The following is a 19,098-nucleotide window of genomic DNA, read 5'->3' as shown; positions in this document are numbered from 1 at the left end:
CCGGACCGGTGCCCCGACCGGGCCTGACGATGGCGACGGCGAGGGGCGGTGCCGGTTCCGGCCGGACGGGTGCAGCGGCGGTGGACGCGACGGTCAACGACCTCGACCTGCTGCGCGCCCATGTGGCCGGTGATCGCCATGCCTTCGGTGTGCTGTTCCAACGGCACCGGGACCGGCTCTGGGCGGTCGCCCTGCGTACCCTGGGCGACCGCGAGGAGGCCGCCGACGCCCTCCAGGACGCCATGCTGTCGGCGCACCGGGCGGCCGACCGGTTCCGCGCCGACGCGGCCGTCACCACCTGGCTGCACCGGATCGTGGTGAACGCCTGCCTGGACCGGATCCGTCGGCGTCAGGCCCATCCGACCGTGCCGCTGCCCGACGGCACCCGGGAGCCGCGTGAGGGGCACGGCACCGGCGGGGTCGAGCCGGCCGCACCCGTACGCGACCACGACACCGCCCTGACCGTCCGGGCGGCCCTGGCCACCCTGCCGGTCGAGCAGCGGGCCGCGCTGATCCTGGTGGACGTGCAGGGCTACCCGGTGGCCGAGGTGGCCCTGATCCTCGGCGTGGCCGAGGGGACGGTCAAAAGTCGGTGCGCCCGCGGTCGGGCCCGGCTGGCGGTGCTCCTCGGCAACCTGCGAACCGGGAGTGACGAGCCGGCCCCGGAAGTGCCGGCGGTCACCGGAGGGAACCCGGGAGCCCGGCGGGGCGTCCGATCGGGGTCAGGACGGTCCTGGGGGCCGGATGTCGACCAGGAGGAAGCGTGACTGCCGAGGAGTTCAGCGAGGTCGACCACGACCTGCTCGCCGACTACCTCGGCGGTGCCCTGGAGGGCACTCCGGAACAGGACGAGGTGGCCCGGCTGATCGCCCAGGATCCGTCCTGGGCTCAGGCGTACGCCCTGCTCGCACCGGCCGTCGCCGAAGTCCGCGCCGATCTGCTGGGCTGGGGCGAACCCACCCTGACCATGCCGGTCGACGTCGCCGACCGGATCCTCGCCGCGCTGGACGCCGCTGAGCTGCCGGCCGGCCCTGATTCACCGGCCCCGGACCTGCCGGGCACGGAGGTGGACCACGCCGGAGGTGGGCTGCCGCCTCTGGTGCCGGCCCAGCCGCTCGGTGGCCGCCGTCCGGAGGGTGCACCGCGACCTGGTCGAGACCGCACGGCCACCCGGCCGGGTCGGCGAAGCCGCCGCTGGGCCCGGATCGCCGGGCCGGTGGCCCTGGCTGCCGCGGCGGTCGTCGGCCTGGGGGCCCTGCAACTGGCCCGGCCGGACTCCGGCGGAGACACGACGGCGGACACCGCGCTGAACGAGCCGGTCACCAGCCCGTACGTCCACGAGGGCCAGGAGGGTCCCGAGCAGGCCGCAGCCGGTGCCGAACCACACCGCGCCCCGGTCACCCAGGGCACCCCGCAGCGGTACACCGCCCGGGACTACACCCCCCAGGAACTGACCCAGGAGCCGGAGGCGAGGATCAGCGCCTTCGCCGGTACCGCAGCGCCGGACGCCGGTGACGAGCGGATGGCCGGTCCGGCCGACCTGGCCCGGCTCGACGACCAGTCGGCGCTGGCCGCCTGCCTGGCGGACATCGGCACCGAACACGGTGCCCGGCCGTTGGTCTTCGAGGACATCGAGTACGCCCGCTTCCAAGGGCTCCCGGCGCTGGTGGTCCGGTTCGTCGACGCCTCCGGTGCCCGCTGGGCGTGGGTCAGCGGTCCCGAGTGTGGTATCGCCGGGTCCGGCTCGGACAGCCGCTATCGGACGCGGGTAGGGTGAGTCCGCGGCCGCCGAGAACTTTGGTCGCCCCCGTGACGCGACCCACCGGATGACCGGCTCGGGAATCTCCGGTTCCTACGATGACGTTCTGCAAGTCAGTTGCCGCCGCGTCGGCACTCGGCTCGACATCGGCACAACCGCCGGTGCCGACTAAGTCAACACGATTGGGAGACGGCAGTGGACGAGGTCCGCAACCTCATCATCATCGGCTCCGGGCCGGCCGGCTACACCGCGGCGGTCTACGCCGCCCGGGCCAACCTCAAGCCTTTGATCATCGAGGGCGTCCAGTCCGGCGGCGCGCTGATGACCACCACCGAGGTGGAGAACTTCCCCGGCTTCGCGGACGGCATTCTCGGCCCCGAGCTGATGGACAACATGCGCAAGCAGGCCGAGCGGTTCGGCGCGGAGTTCCTCACCGATGACGTCACCCGGGTCGAGTTGACCGACACCGGCCACCCGGGCGCGGTGAGCACGGTCTGGGTCGGCGAGAGCGCCTACCGGGCCCGGGCGGTCATCCTCGCCACCGGCTCCGCCTGGCGTCCGCTGGGCGTACCGGGTGAGCAGGAGTACCTGGGCCACGGCGTCTCCTCCTGCGCCACCTGCGACGGCTTCTTCTTCCGTAACCAGCACATCGTGGTGGTCGGCGGCGGTGACTCCGCGATGGAGGAGGCCGACTTCCTCACCCGTTTCGCCGAGTCGGTGACCATCATCCACCGCCGGGACTCCTTCCGGGCCAGCAAGATCATGGCCGAGCGGGCGCTGAGCAACGACAAGATCAAGGTCGAGTGGAACACCGTGGTGGAGGAGATCCTCGGCGCGGACGGCAAGGTCACCGGAGCCCGGGTCCGCAATGTGCACACCGGCGAGACCAAGGTGCTCGACGTCACCGGCGTCTTCGTGGCGATCGGCCACGACCCCCGCAGCGAACTGTTCCGCGGGCAGGTGGAGATGGACGACGAGGGGTACGTGAAGGTCGAGGCACCGAGCACCCGGACCAACATCCCGGGTGTCTTCGCCGCCGGTGACCTGGTCGACCACACCTACCGGCAGGCCATCACCGCAGCCGGCACCGGTTGCGCCGCCGCACTCGACGCAGAACGCTTCATCGCCACGCTGCCCCAGGGCTGAACGAGACACACCGAAGCAGGAGGAGCCAAAAGTGGGAGCAACCAAGTCGGTCACCGACGCTAGTTTCGTTGTCGACGTACTCCAGTCCGACAAGCCGGTCTTGGTGGACTTCTGGGCCGAATGGTGCGGACCGTGCCGCAAGGTGTCGCCGCTGCTGGAGGAGATCGCCGGCGAGATGGGCGACCAGGTCAGCATCGTCAAGCTCAACATCGACGAGAACCCGGAGACGGCCCGCGCCTACCGGGTGATGTCGGTGCCGACCCTCACCGTGTTCAAGAACGGCCAGCCGGTGCAGTCGATCGCCGGCGCCAAGCCCAAGGGCGAGCTGGTCAAGCTCATCCAGTCGGCCCTCTGAGCTTCGCAAGCCCCGTCGTCTCGACCCCGTGTCCGGTCCGCCGGAACGGGGTCGAGGCGTTTTGCATCCCTGCGGATCGCCAGCGCATAACCTCGAACCGGGAGGCCGCCGGAGGCCGGTGACCACCTGGTCCTCGTCGCGGTGCAGCCACCGCCGTCAGGCCTGGCCAGCCACCGACCGTACAGAGGGGGTCGTGCGTGCGTCCGATCCGTCCCGGTGACCGGGGACCCGCGGTGATCGAGATCCGTGCGGTACTCACCGGCCTGGACCTCCTCTCCAAGACCACCGGCCCGTACGACGACGAGTTCGACGCCGCCACCGAGCGGGCGGTACGGGCCTTCCAGCAGTCCCGAGGGCTCAGCGTCGACGGTCGGGTCGGTGCCGAGACCTGGCGGGCCCTGGACGCCGCCCGCTGGCGCCTAGGGGCCCGCACCCTCTACCACGCGGTGCCGGTGCCCCTCACCGGTGAGGATGTCCGGTCGCTGCAGGAACGACTCCTGGAGATGGGGTACGACGCCGGCCGAGCCGACGCCATCTACGGCATCCGTACCTCCCGGGCGGTGGCCCAGTTCCAGCGGGAGGTGGGGTTGACCCCGGACGGCACCTGCGGCCCGCACACCATGGGGGCGCTACGCCGACTCGGCCGCAAGGTGGTCGGCGGTCGACCCCAGTGGCTGCGCGAATCCGACGCCATCCGGCAGTCCGGTCCCACCCTGGTCGGCCGGACGGTGGTCATCGACCCGGGCCACGGCGGCACCGACTGCGGGGTGGTCGTACCCGACGGGCCCCTGCGGTGGACCGAGGCGGACCTGATGCACGACCTGGCCAGCCGGCTCGAGGGTCGGCTCGCCGCCTCCGGGGTCCGGGTGCAGCTCACCCGAGGGCCGGCGCCGGAGACCTGCCTGCCCGACATCGACCGGGCGCATCTGGCCAACTCCCTCGGCGCGGACGTGTTCGTCTCCCTGCACACCGACGAGCACCCCAATCCGGCTGCCGAGGGGGTCGCCACCTACCACTACGGCACCGACAACGGGGTCACCTCGGCCACCGGGGAACGGCTGGCCGGGCTGGTGCAGCGGGAGATCGTGGCCCGCACCGGGCTACGGGACTGCCGTACCCACGCCAAGGCGTGGGACCTGCTGCGACTCACCCGGATGCCGGCGGTACGCATCGAGGTCGGCTACCTGACCTCACCGACGGATCGCGCCCGGCTGATCGAACCCCGGTTCCGGGACACCCTGGTCGAGGCGATCGTGGCGGGGGTGCAACGGATGTACCTACCGGACGAACGGGACGTACCGACCGGATCCCTCGATGTCAGTGAACTGCGGGCCGCCGTGGCCGCCGGAAACGTGGTCGACTGACCGCCGCCGTCCGTGGCCCTCAGACGGTGGTCGAGCGGGTGGCCGGGGTGGGGCGTACCGGGCGCAGCAGGGACTCCGGGCTCATCGAGCCGAGCAACTTCTCCAGCGCGTACTCCACGTCTGACTTCCAGCTCAACGCCGTCCGCAGTTCCAGACGCAGACGGGGATAGCGGGGGTGCGGCCGGACGGTCTTGAAGCCGACCGAGAGGAAGAAGTCCGCAGGGGCGACGCAGGCACCCGCCGGGTCGGCCGCGTCACCGAACTTGGCATCGCCGAAGGCCTCGATCGCCTTGATCCCCCGCTTGGTCAGATCACGGGCGACCCCCTGCACCAGCATCCGGCCCAGCCCGCCGCCGGCGAAGGCGGGAACCACGTTCGCGGTCATCAGCAACACGGCGTCGGCGGAGACCGGTGAGGTCGGAAACGCCATCGAACGGGGCACGTACGCCGGTGGGGCGTACATGACGAACCCGGCCGGCATCCCGTCGACGTAGATCAGCTTGCCGCAGGAACCCCACTCCAGCAGGGTCTGCGAGACCCAGGCCTCCTTCTCCAGGCCAGGGTCACCAGCCGCACAGGCACGGTCGGCGGAAACCGGATCCAGCTCCCAGTAGACACATTGCCGGCACGGACGGGGCAGGTCCTCCAGGGTGTCCAGGGTCAGGCTGACCAGACGTCGCGACATTGAGTGCTTCCCCACACTAGGCTCGGCAATGGGACCGGCTCGGACGCCACCCGCCGCATCCCCGCCCCGACGAGCGATCGTACGCCGCCGATCGGCGACGCGGGAGAGGACAGCTGAACGCCCACCTCAGGGCGGTTGCAGGCCGGTCCGGTATGTGGACGGGCGAAGAATCACACGAGCCGTCGGCGCTGTCCGGCGGCTAGGATCGGCACTCGGCGCGCCGTGCCGCCATGGTCGCCGCAGTCCCGGGTATCCGGGGCGGGAGCCGTCTGCGCAGCATCGAGGTGATGTCATGACCGGCACGACACTCGACGATTACACCGACCGGTACGCCCGCCGGGTGCGGGGGATGACCGCCTCGGAGATCCGGGCCCTGTTCGCGGTCGCCAGCCGACCGGAGGTCGTCTCCCTGGCCGGTGGTGCCCCGTACATCGCCGCGCTGCCGCTGGACGCGGTGGGTGAGATGCTCGGCCGGCTCAGCAGCGAGCACGGGGCCACCACCCTCCAGTACGGCATCGGCCAGGGCACCCTGGAGCTGCGCGAGCGGATCTGCGAGGTGATGTCCCTCTCCGGCATCGACGCGGCCTGCGGGGCTTCACCGGACGACGTGGTGGTGACCGTCGGAGGGCAGCAGGCCCTCGACCTGGTGGCCCGACTCTTCCTCGACCCGGGTGACGTGGTACTCGCCGAGGGACCGACCTACGTCGGCGCTCTCGGGGTCTTCCAGGCCGCCCAGGCGCAGGTCGTGCACGTACCGATGGACGAGGACGGGCTGATCCCGGAGGCCCTGGAGACGGCCATCGCGGAGCAGGCCCGGGCCGGTCGGCGGGTCAAGTTCCTCTACACGATCCCGACCTACCAGAACCCGGCCGGAGTGACGCTGACCGAGGAGCGCCGGGAGCGGGTGCTGGACATCTGCGAACGGGCCGGTCTGCTGGTGGTCGAGGACGACCCGTACGGTCAGCTGGGTTTCGAGGGGTCGGCCCCCGCACCCCTGCGGGCCCGGCGCCGCCACGGGGTCTTCTACCTCAGCACCTTCTCCAAGACCTTCGCCCCGGGGCTGCGGGTGGGCTGGATCCTGGCCCCACACGCCGTACGCGACAAGCTGGTCATCGCCAGCGAGGCCCAGATCCTCTGCCCCAGCGCGTACGCGCAGGCGGCCGTCAGCACCTACCTGAGCACCATGCCCTGGCGTGAGCAGCTCAAGGTCTACCAGGAGGTCTACCGGGAACGGCGGGACGCGATGCTGGCCGCCCTGGCCGACCTGATGCCGGCCGGGACCAGGTGGACCAAACCGGCCGGTGGCCTCTTCGTCTGGGCCACCCTGCCGGACGGGCTGGACTCGAAGGCGATGATGCCGCGGGCCATCGCCGCCCGGGTCGCCTACGTGCCGGGCACCGGTTTCTACGCCGACGGCAACGGGGCCAGCAACATCCGGCTGAACTTCTCCTTCCCACCCCCGGAGCGGATCCGGGAGGGGGTGCGCCGGCTGGCCGGCGTGATGGAGCAGGACATCGCCATGCGGCGGGTGTTCGGCACGGTTGGCGGGCCGGGCACCCGGCGTGGCCAGGCCGGCTCGGACACCCCGGGACCCGACTTGGCATGATGCCCGACATGGGTGCTGCCGCTGCCGAAGGAACTGACGTGTCCGGTCCCACCGCCGAAGACCTGCACGTGGTCGTCCTGGCCGGTGGCCTGTCGTACGAACGGGACGTGTCGCTGCGCTCGGGCCGCCGGGTGCTGGACGCCCTGCGGTCGGTCGGGGTACCGGCCGAGTTGCGCGACGCCGACGTGGCCCTGCTGCCGGCGCTGGCCGCCGATCCGCCGGACGCCGTGGTGATCGCCCTGCACGGGGCCACCGGGGAGGACGGCTCGCTGCGCGGGGTGCTCGACCTCTGCGGGATCCCGTACGTCGGGTGTGACGCCCGTGCCTCCCGCCTGGCCTGGGACAAGCCCTCGGCCAAGGCCGTGCTCCGGGAAGCCGGCATCGCCACCCCCGACTGGGTGGCCCTGCCTCACGACCGGTTCAGCGAGTTGGGCGCGGTGGCGGTGCTGGATCGCATCGTCGACCGGCTGGGGCTGCCGCTGATGGTCAAGCCCGCCCAGGGCGGTTCCGGCCTCGGCGCCGCCGTGGTCCGGGACGCGGGGTCCCTGCCGGCCGCCATGGTCGGTTGTTTCGCGTACGACCCCACCGCCCTCGTGGAGCGCTACGTGCCCGGCATGGACGTAGCGGTCTCCGTCATCGACCTGGGCGACGGGCCCCAGGCTCTGCCGCCGGTCGAGATCGTGCCGCGCAACGGCGTCTACGACTACGCGGCGCGCTACACCGCCGGCCGGACCACCTGGCACACCCCCGCGCGACTGGAACCGGCCGTCGCCGAGGCGGTGGGCGAGGTGGCGCTGGCCGCCCACGCGGCCCTCGGGCTACGCGACCTCAGCCGGGTGGACCTGATCGTCGACGCGGCCGGACAGCCGCACGTCCTGGAGGTCAACGTCTCCCCGGGGATGACGGAGACCTCGCTGCTGCCACTGGCGGTGCAGGCGGCCGGGCTGGACTTCGGCCGGGTGATCGGTTCCCTGGTCGCCCGCGCCGCAGCTCGCCGCTGACCCCTCCACAGCACCTGGCCACGGGCGCCAGCTACAGCGTGGGCTCTTGGGCCAGCTCGACGGCCCCCTAGCCCTCCGGAGTACCCGGTTGCGTGCCCGCTCGGTCTGGGCGGTTCCTGGCACCGCTAGCGCACGCTTGCTGGGCGTTCGCGCACGCCTAGGGGCGCCGTTGCCTCACGCCTGCGGGTGCCGTTGACTTCACGCCGTTCGTTCACGGCCTGCGGGCCGGAGGTTACTCACGCCTGCGGGCCGGGGTCGCTAAAGGCGGCCGGCCGGGTTTGCTCACGCCTGCGGGCCTGAAGTCGCTTTCTTACTCCCAGCGGTAGGCCCGGTCGGGGTCGCCGCATCGGCCTCCTCGGTCGGCAGTTCTTCCGGCTCGGCCGGGACTTCCTCAGCGTCGGACCCAGCCTCCTGTTCCGGGATGCTGCGCTGCGGTGGCAACGCCTCGGCCGCCTCGGCCGCCTCGGCCGCCTCGGCCGAGGGGGTGGTGGCCGGCGCCTCGGTAGCGGGCTCGACCACTCCGCCCGGCGCATCGGGAGGCTCCGCGGTCTCCCCGATGGCGTCCAGCAGCGACCCGCCCTCGGTCGGTTCACCCTTGGCCGGGGCGGACTGCGCGGCGAGGCTGGACGGGGCCTGCCACTGAATTCGGGGCGGCTCGGCCAGCGGACGTCCACCGAACTCCGCCAGCCAGGCGGCCACCAGGGCCAGGTTCTCTCGCCACTTCTCCTCCGAGATGGGCGGCAGGATCGAGTCCCAGAGGGAGAGGAAGGTTCCCCGCAACTGGAGCCGCCCGTACGGACGGGCGAGGAACCACATGTGCAGGTGAGCCGAGCCGTCTCCCCAGCGGTTGACATGGACCCGAGCCACCCCGTCCAGGGACCGGATGGCGCGTTCCAGTCGGACGGTCATCACCCCCAGCTCGGCGGCGAGGAGGTTGGGCAGGTCCCCCAGGTCCAGGTGGGATCGGGATTCCAGGATGAGAACCATCGGCAGGCCGGTAGGGCGGTCCATCGCACGCACGCGCCACCGCTCACCGACCCAGATGTAGGCGTCGTCCGGCGCCTGGCAGGCGGTGCATTCCCGGTGCGCCTCGCCCTTGCGGGGCGGCTCTACCGGAACGGGATCGTCGAGGCGTTTGACCCGCAGGTCACCCTCGAAGGGGAAGGACGGCCACTGGGTGAAGTCCGGAACTGAGGGAGGGGTGTCGGGCACGAGGCTGACCCTAACCGAGTCCGGCACCCCTGTCCCCACCCGAATCGAGTTCGCCTCAGCCGGTGGTCTCGGTGTCGACTCGGGCCGCCCCTGGCCGTTGTCCCCAGGGATATCCACAGGCTGTCCGATGGTCTCGGCAGACCGGCAAGCCCTGCCTCAACAAGGGCTTTCGGTAGTTGTTCCACGTGAAACGGCGCCGGGCTGTGGATAACGGGTGTGGATAACATTTCCGGGTCTGGACGACCTGTAGGGGCGACATCCGCCCGGATCCGGAGGCCCGTTTCACGTGAAACCGAACACCGGCTCGATGCGATTCTTGGGCGCCGGGGAGACCGATCGTCGTCCCTCCTGCGACGCCCGCTGACGGAGTGCCGACCTTCTAGGTAACGCGGGTGTCTGGCTTAAGGTGACGACCCGCCTGGGACGGCGGACGTGAGAGAGGCCGATCAGCCTCCGGTCCCGGCCACTCCACGAGAGCTAGGCCGTTCTGCGGGCAAGCAGTTCGACAGGGATCGTGGCCGACAGGTCACCTGCGCGCGACGGCGGGCTGCCCTGCGGTCTCGCGGTGGTCCCGGCGGTGACCGCCGGATCGTCGCCGCTGGTCGCCCTGGGGCCACCCGAACGATAGTCCGGCATTCGAACCCCACCCCACTGCCTTCACTCAGCCTGGCTCCCGCTCAGGCCGCCAAAGTCAGCTTCATGTCCTGGGTGGGCACATGCCCGTCGTCGATAGGGCCTGACTCCCGTTCACCCCTGGCTCTTACACCCCTGGCCCCACTCTCGGCCTGCCGGCGGTCTCCGCCCATGTCCAGCCCGGCACACCACTCGACTGTCCGCCCCGCACCTACGCACCCGCCGTTGGTGGCTTGGCCCGGCACGCCCCTCAGTGAGACGCCCGATCGGCAACTCCGAGACTGATCAGGTTCGGCACGGTCCGCATGCGGTGCTCCGGTGGCCTCCGCCGCGAACCTGCTGGCCCGCCCTCGGCTGAGGAAGGAGCCTTCCGGCGCCCAGGCGACGACCTCTGCGGCGTTTCACGGGAAACGGGCCCGGAACGGTTTCACGTGAAACTGGCCCAGCAGAACGGCCGCACCTTCCGAAGAAGATGCGGCCGTTGTCGGGGGTCGTCGCCCCTCAGCCCTCCGGCTGATTCCGGTCCACCCCGATGAGGTCGACGATCCGCTCCAGGTCGTCGACCGTGGCGAACTCGATAGTGATCTTGCCCTTGCTCCGGCCGATGTCGACCTTGACCCGGGTGTCGAAGCGATCGGAGAGCCGGTCGGCCAGATCATCCAGCCCGGGGGCGTGCGGCTTGGCCCGACGCTTGGCCGGCTCCTTCTTCCCGGTGCCCTCGCTCAGCGAGAGCGCGACGATCTCTTCCGTCGCTCGTACCGACAGGCCCTCGGCCACGATCCGCAGCGCCAACTGCTCCTGGGCCTCGGAGTCCTCCAGACTCAGCAGCGCCCGAGCGTGCCCCGCCGAGAGCACCCCGGCGGCTACCCGGCGCTGCACCGGTGCCGGCAGGTTCAGCAGTCTGATGGTGTTGGAGATCTGCGGTCGGCTGCGGCCGATCCGGCGGGCCAGCTCCTCGTGGGTGGCCCCGAACTCCTCCAGCAGCTGCTGATAGGCCGCGGCCTCTTCCAGCGGGTTCAGATTGGCCCGGTGGATGTTCTCCAGCAGTGCGTCCCGGAGCATCGCATCGTCGCGGGTGTCCCGGACGATCGCCGGGATGGTCTCCCGCCCGACCGCCTGGGCTGCTCGCCAGCGCCGCTCGCCCATGACGAGTTCGAACTTCTCGTCGTCGAGTTGCCGGACCACGATCGGTTGGAGGAAGCCGACCTCCCGGATCGAGGTCTTCAGCTCCTCCAGGGCCTCCTCGTCAAAGACCTGCCGGGGCTGTTTCGGGTTGGGCACGATCGAGTCGACCGGGATCTCGGCGAAGCGTGCGCCGGGCACCGGGCTCAGGATCGGATCAGGGGCGATCGCCGGAGCCGGCGACGGCACCACAGGTGCCATCTCGACGGCCTGCGCCGCGCTCGCTTCGGCCGGGATCACGGCAGAACCAGCACCGGCATCCGGTGCCGGTCCGGTCGGAATCAGGGCCCCCAGGCCCCGTCCCAGACCGCCCCGAGGACGGTTCTTCATGCCACGCCTCCCAGCGCCTCATCCGCACTACGCATTCCGGCTCACCGGCTCCTTGACGCCCCGCTCGGCGATCTCCTGGGCAGCTTCGAAGTAACTCGTCGCCCCCCGCGATCCGGGATCGTAGGTCATCACCGACTGGCCGTAGCTGGGCGCCTCGGAGACCCGGACGTTACGGGGGATGACCGCCTGCAGCACCTTGTCACCGAAGTGGTTCCGCACATCCTGCTCGACGGCGTCGGCGAGCCGGGTACGCCGGTCGTACATGGTGAGCAGGATGGTGGACACCTCAAGCCGCGGGTTGAGGTGTTGGCGTACCAGATTGATGTTGTTGATCAGTTGGTTCAGCCCTTCCAGCGCGTAGTACTCGCACTGAATGGGAATGAGAACCTCCTGGGCGGCCACCAAGGCGTTCACCGTCAACAGGCCCAGCGACGGCGGGCAGTCGATGAAGACGTAGTCGAAGTGCCCGGGGTAAGCGTCGATCGCCCGGGCCAGCCGGGACTCGCGGGCCACCACGGAGACCAGTTCGATCTCCGCGCCGGCCAGGTCGATCGTGGCCGGTACGCACCAGAGGTTCGGGATGCCCTCAACCCCCTGTGCCACCTCCTCCAGGGGCACGCTGTTGATCAGGCAGTCGTACACGTCCGGCACCCCGGTGTGGTGCGGAACGTTCAGCCCGGTGGAGGCGTTGCCCTGCGGGTCGAGGTCCACCACCAGTACCCGGTTGCCATGCAGGGCCAGCGCCACTGCCAGGTTGACCGTGGTCGTGGTCTTCCCCACGCCGCCCTTCTGGTTGGCGACGCACATCACCCGGGTCCGTTCCGGCCGAGGCATTGTCACCTCGCCACTGGGATTCAGGATCTGCACGGCGCGCATCGCCTCCATAGCCAACGGTGGGTCATCCTCTTCGCGCGTCGGGGTTTCACGTGAAACGTACGCGGCCTCGGGTGCTGCCGGCTCGTAGGGGCCGGCGGGCGTGTCGGACGCAGGCCGAGGGTCCGGCACGGGCTGGTACGAGGGTGCCGCCTCGAAACGTGCCGAGGCCGAGGTGTTTCGACGGATCGGAATCACCCGCGCCTCCGGGGTGGCATTGCCCGGGCGAGCCGCTGAATCCGGCCCCTCCCGACCCGCCTCTCCGCTGCGCGGCCACGGCGCATCCGCTGGGGACTCCTCCGCGTGAGGGTCTGACGGGTTCGACCCGGCCCCGGAGGACCGCCAACCCGGGTATTCGGTTTCACGTGAAACAGGGTCACCAGCGGACCCGGTCACGCGCGGATCGTCATACCTGCCGTCGTCATGCACCTGTCATCCCTGCCCGCTTCGGATGGTCGGTCCGCAGCCGTCAGCCGGGCCACTCGCGTTGTCTCGCAGAGGTGTCGCCCGGCAGGAGGGGCAGGCCAAGAGAAGATCCATCGCCGCCCGCTCCAACACTATCGACGCGCGGCCAGCCTACGGCCCATGGGCGTGGCCGGTCCATGTTGGGTTCGCAACCCGCCGGATTACACCCACATTGACCGCCGCCCGGAGGGGAATATGAGCCCCGCTCACCGCTGCGGGCGGGACCTCTTTCCCCGGGCCTTCTTGACCGCGGCACGGGCCGCAGCACCCACCAGACGGTCTCGCGCGATCTCGACCACCACGGTGGGCGGGTCGATGATGCCCTCGCCGCACCGGTGCAGCACGGGCTCCGCCCCGCCCAGGCGTTGCACCGCCGGAGCATGTTCGACGATCTCCTCTGCCGCCGAGGCGCCCTTGAGGGCCACCAGCCGGCCACCCAGCACCGCCAGCGGCAGGCACCAGGCGGCCAGTCGGTCCAGGGGCGCCACCGCACGGGCGGTCACCACGTCGGCCTGCAACGGGTCGGGTCCCGTCGCGGCCTCCTCGGCCCGACCTCGCCGCACCTCAACGTCCAGCCCCAACTCCTCCACCGCCTCGGTGAGGAAGGCGGTGCGACGGGCCAGTGGTTCCAGCAAGGTCACCCGCAGGTCGGGACGGGCGATGGCGAGCACCAGCCCGGGCAGTCCCGCCCCGGACCCCACGTCGATCACGGTGGCGCCGTTTGGAATCAACTCACCCACCACCGCGCAGTTCAGCAGATGCCGGTCCCAGATCCGAGGTGCCTCGCGGGGCCCGATGAGGCCGCGTACGACACCGTCGGTGGCCAGCAGTTCGGCGTACGCGGCAGCCAGGTCAAGCCGATCACCGAAGAGCCGCCCGGCCGCCCCGGCCAACTCCGGTGGCAACACCGCCACGGTCGGGTCGGGCGAGGCAGGGTGTCCGGGCCGGACAGCCGGCGGCCCGGGCGGCGCGCCACCCGGGCCGGTCGGGACACCCTGGAGGTCGTCTCGGTTCACCCGCTCAGTCCGCGGGGCGGACGACGATCCGCCGGTTGGGCTCGACACCTTCAGACTCGCTCTCCACCCCGTCGATCGCGTTCACCACGTCGTGCACGCACTTACGCTCGAAGGCGGACATCGGCTCCAGCCGCACCGCCTCGCCGTGCTCCTTGACCTTCTCGACGGCGTTACGCGCCACCGCGGCCAGTTCCTTGCGCCGGCCGGCCCGGTAGCCACCCACGTCGAGCAGCAGTCGGCTGGGTGACCCGGTCTGCCGGAAGACGGCCAGTCGGGCCAACTCCTGGAGGGCTTCGAGGGTGGCACCCCGCTGGCCGACGAGATTCTGCAGGCGGCCGCCGACCACCTCGACCACCGGTCGACCACCGGACACCAACTCGTCGATGTCGCCGTCGTAGTCGAGGATGTCGAGGAGCCCCTCGACATAGTCGGCTGCGATCTCACTCTGCCGGAACAGGTCGCCCTCACTCTTGGACGGCGCCGCCTCGGTCGCCTCAGGCTCGCCGTCTACCGGAGCCGCCGCAGTCGGCTCCTCGTCCGTGGGCTGGTCGGCGCGGGGGATGCTGGTGTCGGTCACGGTTCATCTCCGTACTCGCTCGGCCGGACCTGCGGTCCGCTGGTTCCCCGGGGCCGGCGGGACCTCGCCGGTGCCCACGGGCACGTCTGTAGGGGCAGTCTCGCCCCTCCACCGCGACCTGCGCGGCGCTTCCCGCCTGCGGCGCCGGCCTCTCGGCGGCAGCACGTCACGCGACGGGCCGTCACCGGCTTCCCGGCGACGGCCCGGAGGGTTCAGCCCTGCCGCTTGGCGGGGCGGCCCTTCTTCGGGTTGGCCGGCTTGGCCCCCGGCTTCGGGCCGGCGACCTTCGGCGCGGCCGGCTTGGTCGGCTCCGGGGCGGGCTTGCTGCGGCCGAACAGGCCGGTGGTCTTCGCCGGCTGCTGCTTGCCGGTGCCCGGCTTGCTGGTAGCGGTCACCGGCGGGGGGAACTTCCGCAGCACCCACTGCTGCTGGCCGAGGGTGAAGAGGTTGTTGGTGACCCAGTAGATGATCACACCGATCGGGAAGATCGCGCCGGAGACCAACAGGGACAGCGGGATGCCGTAGAGCATCAGGCGCTGGATCATCCGCTGCTGGGGGTCCTCCGCCCAGCCGGTCTTGAGGATCATCTGACGGCTGGTGAGGTAGGTGGTGCCCATCATCACCAGCACCAGCACACCGGCCATGATCTTGACGGTGGTGCCGTTGGCCCCGAGCTGGGCCAGCTCCGCCGCCGTGGAGCCGAACTTGCTGGCGATCGGGGCGGTGAACAGGGTGGCGTCCGAGGCGCTGTTGAACTGCTCGACCGTCCAGCCGTAGATGTCCTTGTTGGTCTTCCCCGGATCCGGGTTCAGCCGGCGCAGCACGTGGAAGAGGCCGAGGAAGACCGGGATCTGGAGGAACATCGGAAGGCAGCCCATCAACGGGTTGGCCTTTTCCTTCCGATAGAGCTCCATCATCTCTTTCTGGAGCGTCTCCCGGTCACCCTTGTGCTTCTCCTGCAGGGCCTTCACCTGCGGCTGAAGCGCCTGCATCGCCCGCTGCGACTTGATCTGCTTGACGAAGATCGGGAAGAGGATCACCCGGACGGTGACCACCAGGAAGATGATGGCCAGGATCCAGGACCAGTTGGTGCCGATGACCGTGGTGTCCGGAACCCCGATGGCGTCCCAGGCCGAATGCCAGGCCAGCAGGATCCACGAGATCGCGTAGTAGATCCAGTCGAGACTAAACACTCAGGCTCCAGTCACGTCGGCAGCTCGGCGGTCGCCCGGCTCCGGTACCGGGTCGTATCCACCAGGATTGAATGGATGGCAGCGCGACAGTCGCCGGACCGTCAGCCCGGCTCCCCGAAAGGCGCCGTGTCGGGTGACCGCCTCCAGGGCGTACGCGCTACAGGACGGGTAGAACCGACAGCGGGCCGGCAGTGCCGGACTTATCCACCGACGGTACGCGATGATGGGCAGGGTCAGCATCCGGGCACCGAGGCTGGTCGGCGGGCCCACCGGCGGCTGGGTGCTCACCGTCGCCGCCCCCGGCTGGTCCGGGCGGCGCTCAGAGCGTCGTCCAGGTCGGCACCGAGGCGCTGGTAGGTGGCCTCCGCAGCGGCCGGCAGGGCCCGTACGACGAGGGTGCTCCCGGGCGGTAGGTCCGCCAGCCGCTCCCGGACCAGATGCCGCAACCGGCGACGGACCTTGTTCCGGACCACCGCCGGCCCCACGGCCTTGGAAACCACGAAACCGGCACGGGACACCGGCGCGGAGTTCTCCTCCGTGCCACCCCGTGCCGGTTCCGGTGTTACGTCTGGTGTGCCTCCGGTAACCGCCGGTAGTGTCAGATGCACCACCAGGGTGCCTCGACCAGCCCGACGGCCACCGCGAACCGCTGCGGCGAAGTCGCTGCTGCGCCGCAGTCGATGCGCGGCTGTCAGCACGACTGCCAGTTCCCCGGGAGCGGGCCCGGTCGGCCTCAGGCCGACAGGCGGGCGCGACCCTTGGCGCGACGGGTCGAAAGGATGGCGCGGCCGGCCCGGGTGCGCATACGCAGCCGGAAGCCGTGGGTCTTCGCGCGCCGGCGGTTGTTCGGCTGGTAGGTGCGCTTGCTCACGTCAGGCTCTCCGTTGTCGGACGGCCACGGCATCAGTCGCCGAGGTCATGGTGGGCCAGGCCGCCGCGTGGCGGCCTCGATCGGTGCTGCCCGGACGGGTGCGACGAGCGCACACTCCGCGACATCTCAGGAACGTCGGGAGCCCTCACAGGCAGCGAGCACCCATCACCCTAGCAGAGGGCGTGAGAGCAGCCCCTCCAGCGTAGGTCGGGGTGCAATGACCGTCAAACCAGCGGGACCCGTACGGTCACCTGGGACGAAGGAGGACCGAAGGGGCTGTTTTCACTGATGCCGACAAGGTGCCAGGCGCGTCGACGGTTGATGATGCGGCGACATCGCTGTTACCGTGCCCGATTGCGGTCAGCGTCTCCAGGTCCGGGATGTCGCCGGCAGGGCAAGACCGGACACGGTGGTGAATCGTTCGGCACGGTGAACCCCGCTTCAGCACCCGGCCATGGCAGGGGGTAGGTCCGACCCACGCCCGGCAGGCGGCCACAATCGGTCGGTACACAGGCTGTGGATAACTTGTGGAGAACGACCGGGTGGGACGACGGGTGGGCTACCGGTCACACCTGCCCGGCACTGGGCCTCCCGGATGGCCGGGGGGACAGCGGCATCCGGGAGCAGAGGCGAGGGGGTGGCACGACGGTGGCCGGTACGACCGACCTTGCCGCGGTGTGGACGGCGACCACGGATGAACTCGCCGACGAGATCATCTCCGCGCAGCAGCGGGCGTACCTGCGACTGACCCGGTTGCGGGCCATCGTCGAGGACACCGTGCTGCTGTCCGTGCCCGACGCCTTCACCCGAGATGTGATCGAGTCGCGGTTGCGGCCGGCCATCACCGAGGCTCTCACCCGCCGGCTCGGCCGACCGATACAGGTGGCGGTCACCGTTCGGCTGCCCGAGGACGGCCGTACCGAAGGCACGGTCTACCGCAGCGCTCCGGAGCCGGGCGCGGGGGCGCACGACGGCGGCCCGGTCGACTTCGACGGCCCCGCCGCGCCGGACGCGCCGACCGAGGACCGCCAGCAGCTGCCGCTCATCCCCGAGCAGCACCACCCCCACCGGTTCGATCGCCCGGCACCGGAGGCCCCCCACCCCGCCGACGCCACCGCCGGCCCGCGTACCGGTCCGCCCGTGGCCGAGGGTCAGGAGACCCTCTTCGGTACGGCCTTCGTAGAGCCGAGCCGGCCGGGTGACGCTCGGCGGCCGGCCCAGCGACTCGGTTACACGGAACAGGCCGGCCGGGTGGATCCGCCGCCCAGCGGCCCGCACGGATTCGGCGGCCGGTACGGCGAGCCTCCCCGCGACCAGCACCTGATGCGCCCGATGCCGGGCGACGGCGGCACGGACAGCGGTCCCGGTCGTAGTGGCCAGGATCACCGCTCCCGCGACGACCGGCGGCTGCCGGCCGGTGCGGACAGCGGCGGTAACCGGCTCAACCCGAAGTACATGTTCGAGACCTTCGTCATCGGCTCGTCCAACCGCTTCGCCCACGCCGCCTCGGTCGCGGTGGCCGAGTCACCGGCGAAGGCGTACAACCCGTTGTTCATCTACGGCAGCTCCGGGCTGGGCAAGACCCACCTGCTGCACGCCATCGGGCACTACGCCACCACCCTGGGCAACGCCCGCTCGGTCCGGTACGTCTCGACCGAGGAGTTCACCAACGACTTCATCAACTCCCTGCGGGACGACAAGACCAGCGCCTTCCAGCGCCGCTACCGCGATGTCGACATCCTGCTGATCGACGACATTCAGTTCCTGGAGAACCGCGAGCGGACCCAGGAGGAGTTCTTCCACACCTTCAACACCCTGCACAACGCCAACAAGCAGATCGTGATCACCTCGGACCGCTCGCCGAAGCAGCTGGCGACCCTGGAGGACCGGTTGCGGACCCGCTTCGAGTGGGGCCTGCTGGCCGACATCCAGCCGCCGGACCTGGAGACCCGGATCGCGATCCTGCAGAAGAAGGCGGCGCAGGAGCGGCTGTACGCCCCGCCGGACGTGCTGGAGTTCATCGCCTCCCGGGTGTCCAACTCGATCCGGGAGTTGGAGGGGGCCCTGATCAGGGTCACCGCCTTCGCCAGCCTGACCCGCTCCAGTGTCGAGCTGTCCCTGGCCGAGGAGGTGCTGCGGGACTTCATCCCGGACGGCGCCGGCCCGGAGATCACCGCCGACCAGATCATGGTCTCCACCGCCGACTACTTCGGTGTCAGCCTGGAGGACCTGCGGGGCCACTCCCGCTCCCGGGTGCTCGTCAACGCCCGCCAGGTGGCCATGTACCTGTGTCGCGAGCTGACCGACCTGTCGCTGCCCCGCATCGGCCAGGCCTTCGGTGGCCGGGACCACACCACCGTCATGCACGCCGACCGGAAGATCCGCCAGCAGATGGCCGAACGGCGCTCGCTCTACAACCAGATCGCCGAGCTGACCAACCGGATCAAGCAGAACACCTGAGAGACGTACGTCTCCACAGCAGCCCGGCCGGGACCACCCGGCCGGGCTTTCTGGTGCCGCAGAGTTGACTCTCGACGAGGTGTAGACCACAGCATCGAGGCCGTGACCCCACAGGCGCCCACTCGTTGTCCACAACTCCTCACCCACAGGCTGTGGATAACCACGCGCTGCATATGGCCGGTTACCCACAGGCTGTGGAGAAAAGCTGGGGACAGGGTTGTGGACGCCTGTGGACGCCTGTGGACAACCGCTCGCTCTGTCCACCGCCCAGGACCCCCCTGTGGGCAACCTGTTGAAGGTTCTGGGGAAAACGAGCCTGATCCGGTCCACCCCGATCCACAGGGCTGGGGAGAAAGTCGGTGGATAACCG

18 protein-coding genes are annotated in these 19,098 nt (G+C 70.6%); 8 read left to right on the top strand and 10 right to left on the bottom strand.

Translation table 11 applies throughout. The features are described from left to right. Window positions 1-29 precede the first annotated feature (29 nt). The 5 genes from sigM to ACGFIK_RS10605 all read left to right on the top strand — a co-directional run bounded on the left by sigM (window position 30) and on the right by ACGFIK_RS10605 (window position 4,624). Window positions 30-767, top strand: coding sequence for an RNA polymerase sigma factor SigM (gene sigM, locus ACGFIK_RS10625; protein WP_327023526.1), 738 nt, complete (start codon window positions 30-32; stop codon window positions 765-767). Further along, window positions 764-1,777 carry a hypothetical protein gene (locus tag ACGFIK_RS10620; RefSeq protein WP_357531268.1) on the top strand — a complete coding sequence of 338 codons (1,014 nt, stop codon included), beginning with the start codon at window positions 764-766 and terminating at the stop codon, window positions 1,775-1,777. The genes sigM and ACGFIK_RS10620 overlap by 4 nt, the downstream gene beginning before the upstream one ends. 177 nt (window positions 1,778-1,954) lie before the next feature. Then, window positions 1,955-2,905 (top strand): thioredoxin-disulfide reductase, encoded by a 951-nt coding sequence (gene trxB / locus ACGFIK_RS10615; protein ID WP_327023524.1) that lies wholly within the window; start codon window positions 1,955-1,957, stop codon window positions 2,903-2,905. Between the two features lie 31 nt (window positions 2,906-2,936). Further along, window positions 2,937-3,260, top strand: a complete 324-nt coding sequence (gene trxA / locus ACGFIK_RS10610; RefSeq protein WP_327023523.1) for a thioredoxin — start codon at window positions 2,937-2,939, stop codon at window positions 3,258-3,260. Between the two features lie 197 nt (window positions 3,261-3,457). Next, window positions 3,458-4,624: an N-acetylmuramoyl-L-alanine amidase gene (locus tag ACGFIK_RS10605; protein ID WP_327023522.1), complete on the top strand. Its 1,167-nt coding sequence runs from the start codon at window positions 3,458-3,460 to the stop codon at window positions 4,622-4,624. Between the two features lie 19 nt (window positions 4,625-4,643). On the opposite strand, the gene ACGFIK_RS10600 is transcribed toward ACGFIK_RS10605, so the two are convergent. Beyond that, the gene (locus tag ACGFIK_RS10600; protein WP_393338875.1) at window positions 4,644-5,309 is read right to left on the bottom strand and encodes a GNAT family N-acetyltransferase; all 666 of its coding nucleotides are present in this window, start codon (window positions 5,307-5,309) and stop codon (window positions 4,644-4,646) included. 292 nt (window positions 5,310-5,601) lie between these two features. Here ACGFIK_RS10600 and ACGFIK_RS10595 point away from each other — a divergent pair, with 292 nt between their 5' ends. Both ACGFIK_RS10595 and ACGFIK_RS10590 read left to right on the top strand, forming a co-directional pair. Then, window positions 5,602-6,915, top strand: a complete 1,314-nt coding sequence (locus ACGFIK_RS10595) for a PLP-dependent aminotransferase family protein (RefSeq protein ID WP_393338873.1) — start codon at window positions 5,602-5,604, stop codon at window positions 6,913-6,915. 8 nt (window positions 6,916-6,923) lie between these two features. After that, on the top strand, window positions 6,924-7,916 hold the full coding sequence (locus ACGFIK_RS10590; protein ID WP_327023519.1) for a D-alanine--D-alanine ligase: 993 nt from the start codon (window positions 6,924-6,926) through the stop codon (window positions 7,914-7,916). Between the two features lie 282 nt (window positions 7,917-8,198). On the opposite strand, the gene ACGFIK_RS10585 is transcribed toward ACGFIK_RS10590, so the two are convergent. The 9 genes from ACGFIK_RS10585 to rpmH form a co-directional block, all read right to left on the bottom strand. Continuing rightward, the gene (locus ACGFIK_RS10585) at window positions 8,199-9,128 is read right to left on the bottom strand and encodes a hypothetical protein (protein ID WP_393338870.1); all 930 of its coding nucleotides are present in this window, start codon (window positions 9,126-9,128) and stop codon (window positions 8,199-8,201) included. 1,134 nt (window positions 9,129-10,262) lie between these two features. Then, window positions 10,263-11,273: a ParB/RepB/Spo0J family partition protein gene (locus tag ACGFIK_RS10580; RefSeq protein ID WP_327023517.1), complete on the bottom strand. Its 1,011-nt coding sequence runs from the start codon at window positions 11,271-11,273 to the stop codon at window positions 10,263-10,265. 27 nt (window positions 11,274-11,300) lie between these two features. After that, window positions 11,301-12,278, bottom strand: a complete 978-nt coding sequence (locus ACGFIK_RS10575) for a ParA family protein (protein WP_393339009.1) — start codon at window positions 12,276-12,278, stop codon at window positions 11,301-11,303. A 539-nt stretch (window positions 12,279-12,817) separates the two neighbouring features. Beyond that, window positions 12,818-13,525, bottom strand: a complete 708-nt coding sequence (gene rsmG / locus ACGFIK_RS10570) for a 16S rRNA (guanine(527)-N(7))-methyltransferase RsmG (protein ID WP_393339007.1) — start codon at window positions 13,523-13,525, stop codon at window positions 12,818-12,820. A 106-nt stretch (window positions 13,526-13,631) separates the two neighbouring features. Further along, window positions 13,632-14,204, bottom strand: a complete 573-nt coding sequence (locus ACGFIK_RS10565) for a R3H domain-containing nucleic acid-binding protein (RefSeq protein WP_327023515.1) — start codon at window positions 14,202-14,204, stop codon at window positions 13,632-13,634. A gap of 212 nt (window positions 14,205-14,416) precedes the next feature. Next, on the bottom strand, window positions 14,417-15,397 hold the full coding sequence (yidC, locus tag ACGFIK_RS10560) for a membrane protein insertase YidC (protein ID WP_327023514.1): 981 nt from the start codon (window positions 15,395-15,397) through the stop codon (window positions 14,417-14,419). Next, window positions 15,398-15,637: a membrane protein insertion efficiency factor YidD gene (gene yidD / locus ACGFIK_RS10555; RefSeq protein ID WP_327023512.1), complete on the bottom strand. Its 240-nt coding sequence runs from the start codon at window positions 15,635-15,637 to the stop codon at window positions 15,398-15,400. A gap of 44 nt (window positions 15,638-15,681) precedes the next feature. Beyond that, complete coding sequence (gene rnpA / locus ACGFIK_RS10550; protein WP_327023511.1) at window positions 15,682-16,095, bottom strand: ribonuclease P protein component; 414 nt, start codon at window positions 16,093-16,095, stop codon at window positions 15,682-15,684. 35 nt (window positions 16,096-16,130) lie between these two features. Beyond that, entirely contained in the window at window positions 16,131-16,268 is a 138-nt protein-coding gene (gene rpmH / locus ACGFIK_RS10545) for a 50S ribosomal protein L34 (protein ID WP_007073824.1), read from the bottom strand. A 648-nt stretch (window positions 16,269-16,916) separates the two neighbouring features. Here rpmH and dnaA point away from each other — a divergent pair. Next, window positions 16,917-18,728 carry a chromosomal replication initiator protein DnaA gene (dnaA, locus tag ACGFIK_RS10540; protein ID WP_393338865.1) on the top strand — a complete coding sequence of 604 codons (1,812 nt, stop codon included), beginning with the start codon at window positions 16,917-16,919 and terminating at the stop codon, window positions 18,726-18,728. Window positions 18,729-19,098 lie beyond the last annotated feature (370 nt).

It is taken from the genome of Micromonospora sp. NPDC048871 (assembly GCF_043198155.1).
GTDB lineage: Bacteria > Actinomycetota > Actinomycetes > Mycobacteriales > Micromonosporaceae > Micromonospora.
The sequence above is the reverse complement of the archived record's forward strand: the minus strand, read 5'-3'. Positions and strand labels throughout refer to the sequence as shown.